The following is a 6,923-nucleotide window of genomic DNA, read 5'->3' as shown; positions in this document are numbered from 1 at the left end:
ACTACAATTCCCACCAAAGCTGCACCCAGTAAGATGGATTTGATTTGAAATCCTGGCTTTGAAGTCGGCAAATTCGACGCATCTGCAAATGGGTCAAACAATTCCTCCTTAGTCTTATCGATTGATGCTAGTTTACGTCCCACCCCTGCGAGATTTCTTTGGTACTCACTACCTGAATCTGCAAGAGTTGGGGGTTTGTATTGGCTTCAGTGCCTTAATGTTTGTGTGGATTGAATTGGAGAAGATATTTTTGCGGATTATGGGCAAGAAGGCCGTGTAATGGGGGATGAGGGGGATGAGGAAGATGAGGGGGATAAGGGGGAATAATAATTGCTTGCTTCCTCATCTCCCCCTGCTCCCCCCACTCCCTACTCCCCACTCCCCAATATGTACCTCAAAACTCTAAACCTCCGACAATTTCGTAATTATCAAGACCAAAACGTTGAGTTTAATGCTGCCAAAACAATTTTGGTAGGTAATAACGCTCAGGGAAAGTCAAATTTGTTGGAGGCGGTGGAGTTGCTGGCGACATTGCGATCGCACCGAATCACCCGCGATCGCGATTTGGTTCAAGAAGGGAAAGCCATAGCCCAAATTAATGCCACCCTTGAGCGACAAACAGGCGTTAGTGACCTGACTTTAACCCTGCGCCGCAATGGTCGCCGTAGCGTTGCCCTCAATGGTGAATCTATCCGCCGCCAAATGGATTTTCTCGGCGTTCTCAATGCAGTCCAATTTTCTAGCCTCGATTTAGAACTAGTACGCGGCGGCCCGGAAGGTCGCCGCAACTGGTTAGATACACTCTTAATTCAACTTGAACCAGTTTATGCTCACATTTTGCAGCAGTATAACCATGTGTTACGCCAGCGCAATGCCTTTTTAAAACGCCATCTGGAGACGTTGGATGCAACGTCTCTACAGTCAGAACTGGTGTTGTGGGATGCACAGTTAGCTACCACAGGAACTAGGGTAATTAGACGACGCGATCGCGCCATCCAACGATTAGCTCCCATTGCTAGTGCTTGGCACGCCAGTATTAGCGGCAGTACAGAAGTTTTGCAAATCAAGTACCTGCCGAATATTCCTTTAGAGGATAACCAGAAAGAAGAAGTGCAGCAAGTTTTTTTAGCAAAAATCCAGCAACGAGCGATCGCCGAAATGCACCAAGGCACTACTCTTGTCGGCCCCCATCGAGACGAAATAGAATTAACTATTAACCAGACACCCGCTCGTCAATACGGTTCTCAAGGTCAACAAAGAACGCTGGTTCTAGCCTTAAAATTAGCAGAATTACAATTAATTGAAGAAGTCGTCAAAGAGCCACCATTGCTATTGCTTGATGATGTTCTTGCCGAACTAGATTTATCCCGCCAAAATCAATTACTCGATGCCATTCAAGACCGCTTTCAGACCCTAATTACTACTACTCACTTGGGTTCTTTTGATTCTCAGTGGTTGAAGTCCTCCCAAATTCTTTTTGTGAAAGCAGGAGAAATAATCCCAAATTAGTCATTTGTGACTTCGTGTTGACGTTGCGGGTCTTAAACCCTTTAATTTACGATAATAATCTTTACCCCTTAGTCCACAGCTTAATTTTCAAAACACTAAATAGCAGCGCGATCGCTAGTTGATTGCGATTTCCTGTTAAAAGTGTAACTTTTATAGTACAAGCAACAAAAGCCAGTCAATGGAGAAGTCTACAAACCTATCTTTAAGGTTTAATTTGTGAATAAAATTCACAATAAGACGATATTCAAAGGCTTAAGTTGTGCTAGACTCATGGACATAAAGATTATTTTCGGTTGAGTAACTCGTTTTGATTTCTAAAAAGTGTCTCTCCGAATTTAACTATCTACACTCCCTGAATTCGGAGATTTCTATGTCAATTTACGTCGGAAACCTGTCTTATCAGGTTACAGAAGAAGACCTAAAGCAGGCTTTTGCAGAATACGGCACAGTAAGTCGTGTTCAACTACCCACAGATCGGGAAACAGGCCGGCCGCGTGGGTTCGCTTTTGTGGAAATGGAATCAGACACACAAGAACAAGCTGCTATTGAAGCACTTGATGGTGCTGAGTGGATGGGACGTGATTTGAAAGTAAACAAAGCTAAACCTCGTGAGGAAAGAAGTAACTCCTCTCGTGGTAGCTGGGGTGGCGCTAATCCCCGCCGCAACAATAATCGCTACTAAGTCGTACTAAGTCGATTCCTAAAAATTTCACATTTAGAGTCTCCAGCAGATAGAGCCAAAGGTTGCACTCTGCTGGAATATTTTATTTTGTATCTAGTCTTAAACTATTCATCCACATTAAGGAGGAATGAGAATGACACAAGTAGTTTTAGGGGAGAATGAAGGTATAGAATCAGCCTTGAGAAGATTTAAGCGGGAAGTTTCTAAAGCAGGAATTTTCCAAGATATGAGAAAAAAGCGCCACTTTGAAACACCGATAGAAAAAGAGAAGCGCAAAGCAATTGCTAGGCACAAGCAACGTCGTCAACAACGTTCTCGCTTCAATTAAAAAGTCCAAGCAGATTTGCCCTTTGATTATTTCCGAAAGAAACTCGTAGCAGCCAGGATTCCAACTGGTTCCCAAGTGGACTACCAAACTTGCAAATACCAAACCCAGGTATTAGCAGCACTCAAGGCTTGGGTTGCAGACCACTACGCTGCTTTTGCGAAAGACCGTCAGGGTGAATATGGAAAAGAGATTACTTTCTTACAGCAGTTTTCATGTATTTGAACCACATCTATCGTAGGGGCACAGCATTGCTGTGCCCCTACCGCGTGGTCTATTTACCTGAAAATAGCTGTAACCTACCCACCCCAACCAGTACCCGTTGGTAAGCTTCAGGGAATCCGCTATGGGTTCGCCGGACTCAAGCAAAAAGGTGGAGTACAAGAGCAACATATCGGTCATGTTGCCTTTGATGGCAATAAACTTTACGTAATTACCACTGCCTTTGACCCAAGTTCGCAAACAGGTAAGTTTGAGAAACTGGAAAACTTGGCTATTTTTCAACCTTACTTATATGCGATCGCAGCAGATTTGCGTTTACCCTAATTGGCATGGGGCATTGGGCATTGGGCATGGGGCATGGGTTATTAATTATTCTCCCTCATCTCCCTCACCTCCCTCACTCCCTCACTCCCTAGTCCCCACCCCCAATCAACCTAAATCTCAGCCACCGCCCGTTCAATCAAGCGACGTGCTAAAGTTTGCGTGCCGGTGTGTTCATAATAATTTGTTGCTACATCTAGAAATGCCGCGAGGTAATCTAACTTGTCATCGGCAATATCGCTAAAACTTTGCAAGTTGTGGACAACCTTTTGTGGCGTTAAATTATTCGCGTTAACAATACCACTCATCCAACCTTTAACTGAGTCAAAGCTTTCGCCAATAAAGTTGAGTTTACTACCAGCATTGTTCCCTGGAATCACATCTTTGATATTTTGGAAAGTCGAGTTTTTTTCTAATTCCTGTGGATTTGTCTGATTAAGCCCAGATATCGCTTTGTTGATGAAGTCTGGGCCCAGAGGTATCAAACCATCAACGCAAACTAATGCCACCATGCGGATAAGCGACTCACCACTATACTCACCTAAAGAGGCGACAAAATCCCCAATACTATCTCCAGGAATGCCGTTAATTTGACAGAAGGCTACCAATTCAGCCACTAATTTTAATGTCAAATCAATGGTTTGGGCTTTGTCAGGTTTAGGAGTGACAGAGTTTAAAAAACCCAACAATGGAATTTTCTCGCCAACTTTGTTAGCTAAAGCTGCTGCACCAAGCGCTTTATCTGTACCATCAACGGTTTGATATAACCACAAGGCTGTTTGGTATCCTTGGGATTTGTCATTGAATAGATAAATTGCTCGTTCAACAATTTGCTGAATTAAATCTTCGTCGTCTTCCCCAGTGACGACCTTAATGGTGTTGACAAAACCGACGATATTTTGCCACTCTCCAGGAGCAACAAAATCGAGAGAATTCAACATAGAAATGGTCAAGCCACCGGTTGGCAATTGATCAACTAAATCAACAATCGATTTGCTCACAAAAATCTCCTTATTTAGGTTTTGTTATCTGAATGTTCGTAGTACAAATCATTTCAGTGTAGCCAGACCATTAAGATTAAACTTCTCTAGCCAATCTGCGCGATCGCTAGCTGTAAATGACGGATCACGGGAAAGTGCTTTTACTTGGTACTTACCTATCAAAATTGCAGTTTGCGTATTACCAATTTCCACTGCGGGATAACCACCAATTTTTTTGGTGCTTTTCGAGAACTTTGCTACTGCACTAGGTGTGCTTGTCGTATCAGAAATAGACAGCAAGGCTATATCTTTACCGTCTTTTTTCAACTTCGCTTCCGCAAAGCCTTTTTTCTCTTGGGTATAGACGCGCTGGTAGCCATCACCTGCATCAGGGAAAAGTTTATTAAATTCGCTACCCTGAGTTGCACTCTTAGCAACCGCTTGACCGCTTTTTTGTTGAGTGCTTTCTTTTTGCGCCTGGTCAAAACGTCCAGGTGCTTTTGGAGTACAGGCTGTAGTCAGTAGTAAAACTGACAGCAACAAAGCAGCTATTACCCTACGCCCACGCTGTAAAATCATTCCTGGCTTTTCCTTATACTTGAGCTTTAAGGCAATTATCTGCGCTGCTAGCAATTATTACCCGTGAAATTTACTTTTTGATAATTATTTCCTAAGTTCTGAACTATAGCGAGCCACAGGAGCAACACCACCAGCAGCCAAATCTAAGGGGAAGTTGTGAGCGTTACGCTCGTGCATTACTTCCATACCCGGGTTAGCCCGGTTGATTACATCTGCCCAAGTGCTGATGACGCGATCGCTTGAATCAATGATTGATTGGTTGAAGTTGAAACCGTTCAAGTTGAACGCCATTTCTATGACTTGGATGGTCACAATTTAGAATTGTTGACCCGTATATAGATTTTTGACTGCATTACTTCTTTACTAAAAAATATGCTGTAGCGTACTCCGGCAATTGGCTGATATTCTGCCTAAATTCTTTTTGATTCTGAAAAATACCTGCCAAAAAATCGAGTTGATAAAGATTGGGTAAAAAGGCTCCGCCTGTATCAGCCATAACTCCCATTTGCAGATGTTTGCGACCACCTTTAGTATGCTCAATAACAATTACTCTACCTAAACCAATATTCAGCACATCTCCAGCAAAGGTTACTCCTGGTTTAATGGAAATTTTTGCATCTATTTTGTATCCATAGCCTTTAATGGCATCAACTTCTCTAAAATACCAATAACGCTTTTGTGCTGTTGCCTTTAATCCGCGAATATAAGACATTCCATTATTTCTATCTACATTAAAAAATGCCCTATAACCATCTGTAAAGTTAATTAAGATTGTTCCTTGCATCAACGCTTCTTCTAACCCAGTTCTAGTTAGATAAGCGAGACTTTTAACTTTTCCAAATTCTTTACCGCCTGGTTCATAAATACCAGACAAAACATCCTGCTTGGTGTATTTGGTGTAGAAAGTATTTTTATTATAATTATCTTTTAAGCTATAAATTGGTGTATTAAAATTAGAGTTTTTTTTGCGAGAGCCGGAATGAGTAAATACTGCATATTTGGTAATTCTTAATTGTTTTTGTTTTTTGTCTTTTGGATTATAAGCAGTCCATTTAATAACTCTAAAATTGGAATTGATAAACTTGGGATCTTGTAAACGAGTAGCTCGATTATTAGCAATATCCTCCTTTAAGACAGCAATCATGAAATCTAACGTCTTGAGGACATCTGGCACAGTAACCCCTTGAGTAGCAAGCATTCCTGTACGCAGAATATCTGGGTCTTCTGAACTATAATCTTGAAAATATTTTCTAGTATTAACAAGAACGGTTAATAAATCTTTTTGATTGAAGTTGACCTTACTACTTGGGAGTTTGACTGGAGTAATAACTTGGCTGCCATTAATGCTAAATTTGTATTTTTTGAACTCATCAATAACTGGATAGGGTGCAGATGCGGCTAACAAATCCTGTTGAGATGAAAAAGCATTTTCTTTGTCTATAATTTCATCAGATGTTTGTTGAGCGATTAAAGAATTTTGAAACCTCAAATCAAGTTTCTGAGCAACTTGATTTGAGGTAAGAGAAATCTGTGATTTAAGTGGGGTAATTTCTTGCTGAGTCAAAAACTGATTTTTTTGAGCTAGCTGTTTAGTTTTTGACTGAGTATATAGATGGCTACTGGCTAAACTGACAAGCAACAAGGCAGCACAACCTACTGTGAGACGGAATTTTTGGTTAAATAAAATACTCATAACCTAGAGAATAAATTCCTATTATCTCTTACTATCTTCCATTTTGAATTTTGAATTTTGAATTTTTTAAGTTTCTATCACCTCACGCACTAACTGCGCCAATTTCTCAGCACTATCGGGAACTGCGATCGCATGAGCTTTTTCCCTCATCTTTGCTAACTCATCCGGTGATTGCAATAAATTCAACACATTACTTTGCAATATTTGTGCCGTCAACTCCGATTGCTTTAGTGTTAACGCCGCACCAGATGAAGTAAATACGTCTGCATTGTAAGATTGATGGTCTTCGGCAGCAAAGGGGTAAGGAATCAAAATTGCTGGCGTTCCACATACTGCTAATTCTGTCAAGCTACCAGCACCAGAACGACTAATGGCTAGAGTAGCTCGTTGCAACAACGCTGCCATATTGTTGTAAAAAGGTAAGGCTATGTACTGTGGATGTTTGAGACTATCTGCTTCCTCGTCGCGATCGCCAGTTAAATGTACTACATAAACACCAGCATTAAACCAAGCGTTTGCAGATTCACGCACCAACTTATTAACCGCAACTGCACCTTGGCTACCACCAAAGACGACAATTAAAGGAACACCTTCAGGAATAGCTAAATCCAG

The 6,923-nt window shown here is 41.4% G+C and carries 7 protein-coding genes and 3 pseudogenes; 5 read left to right on the top strand and 5 right to left on the bottom strand.

The genetic code is table 11. From position 1 onward, the window contains the following. Positions 1 to 118 precede the first annotated feature (118 nt). The 5 genes and pseudogenes from LC574_RS19235 to LC574_RS19215 all read left to right on the top strand — a co-directional run. Positions 119 to 280 (top strand): annotated as a pseudogene (locus tag LC574_RS19235) (cation transporting ATPase C-terminal domain-containing protein); the annotation flags it as partial. 107 nt (positions 281 to 387) lie between these two features. After that, positions 388 to 1,509 carry a DNA replication/repair protein RecF gene (gene recF / locus LC574_RS19230; protein ID WP_229454982.1) on the top strand — a complete coding sequence of 374 codons (1,122 nt, stop codon included), beginning with the start codon at positions 388 to 390 and terminating at the stop codon, positions 1,507 to 1,509. A gap of 370 nt (positions 1,510 to 1,879) precedes the next feature. Continuing rightward, entirely contained in the window at positions 1,880 to 2,191 is a 312-nt protein-coding gene (locus tag LC574_RS19225) for an RNA-binding protein (protein WP_229454981.1), read from the top strand. A gap of 133 nt (positions 2,192 to 2,324) precedes the next feature. Beyond that, positions 2,325 to 2,519: a 30S ribosomal protein S21 gene (rpsU, locus tag LC574_RS19220; protein WP_069073011.1), complete on the top strand. Its 195-nt coding sequence runs from the start codon at positions 2,325 to 2,327 to the stop codon at positions 2,517 to 2,519. Positions 2,520 to 2,591: 72 nt separating this feature from the next. Beyond that, positions 2,592 to 3,062: pseudogene (locus LC574_RS19215) on the top strand (hypothetical protein); the annotation flags it as partial. Between the two features lie 110 nt (positions 3,063 to 3,172). On the opposite strand, the gene LC574_RS19210 reads toward LC574_RS19215, so the two are convergent. The 5 genes and pseudogenes from LC574_RS19210 to LC574_RS19190 all read right to left on the bottom strand — a co-directional run. After that, positions 3,173 to 4,060 carry a hypothetical protein gene (locus tag LC574_RS19210; protein ID WP_229454980.1) on the bottom strand — a complete coding sequence of 296 codons (888 nt, stop codon included), beginning with the start codon at positions 4,058 to 4,060 and terminating at the stop codon, positions 3,173 to 3,175. Positions 4,061 to 4,108: 48 nt separating this feature from the next. Further along, positions 4,109 to 4,618 (bottom strand): hypothetical protein, encoded by a 510-nt coding sequence (locus LC574_RS19205; RefSeq protein WP_229454979.1) that lies wholly within the window; start codon positions 4,616 to 4,618, stop codon positions 4,109 to 4,111. Positions 4,619 to 4,702: 84 nt separating this feature from the next. After that, a pseudogene (locus LC574_RS19200) lies at positions 4,703 to 4,909 on the bottom strand (hypothetical protein); the annotation flags it as partial. Positions 4,910 to 4,970: 61 nt separating this feature from the next. Then, complete coding sequence (locus LC574_RS19195) at positions 4,971 to 6,311, bottom strand: hypothetical protein (protein ID WP_229454978.1); 1,341 nt, start codon at positions 6,309 to 6,311, stop codon at positions 4,971 to 4,973. A gap of 66 nt (positions 6,312 to 6,377) precedes the next feature. Continuing rightward, positions 6,378 to 6,923: UDP-N-acetylglucosamine--N-acetylmuramyl-(pentapeptide) pyrophosphoryl-undecaprenol N-acetylglucosamine transferase (locus LC574_RS19190; protein ID WP_229454977.1), on the bottom strand; the 546-nt coding region annotated here is incomplete at its 5' end.

Source organism: Nostoc sp. CHAB 5715 (assembly GCF_020829685.1).
Classification (GTDB): domain Bacteria; phylum Cyanobacteriota; class Cyanobacteriia; order Cyanobacteriales; family Nostocaceae; genus Nostoc.
The sequence above is the reverse complement of the archived record's forward strand: the minus strand, read 5'-3'. Positions and strand labels throughout refer to the sequence as shown.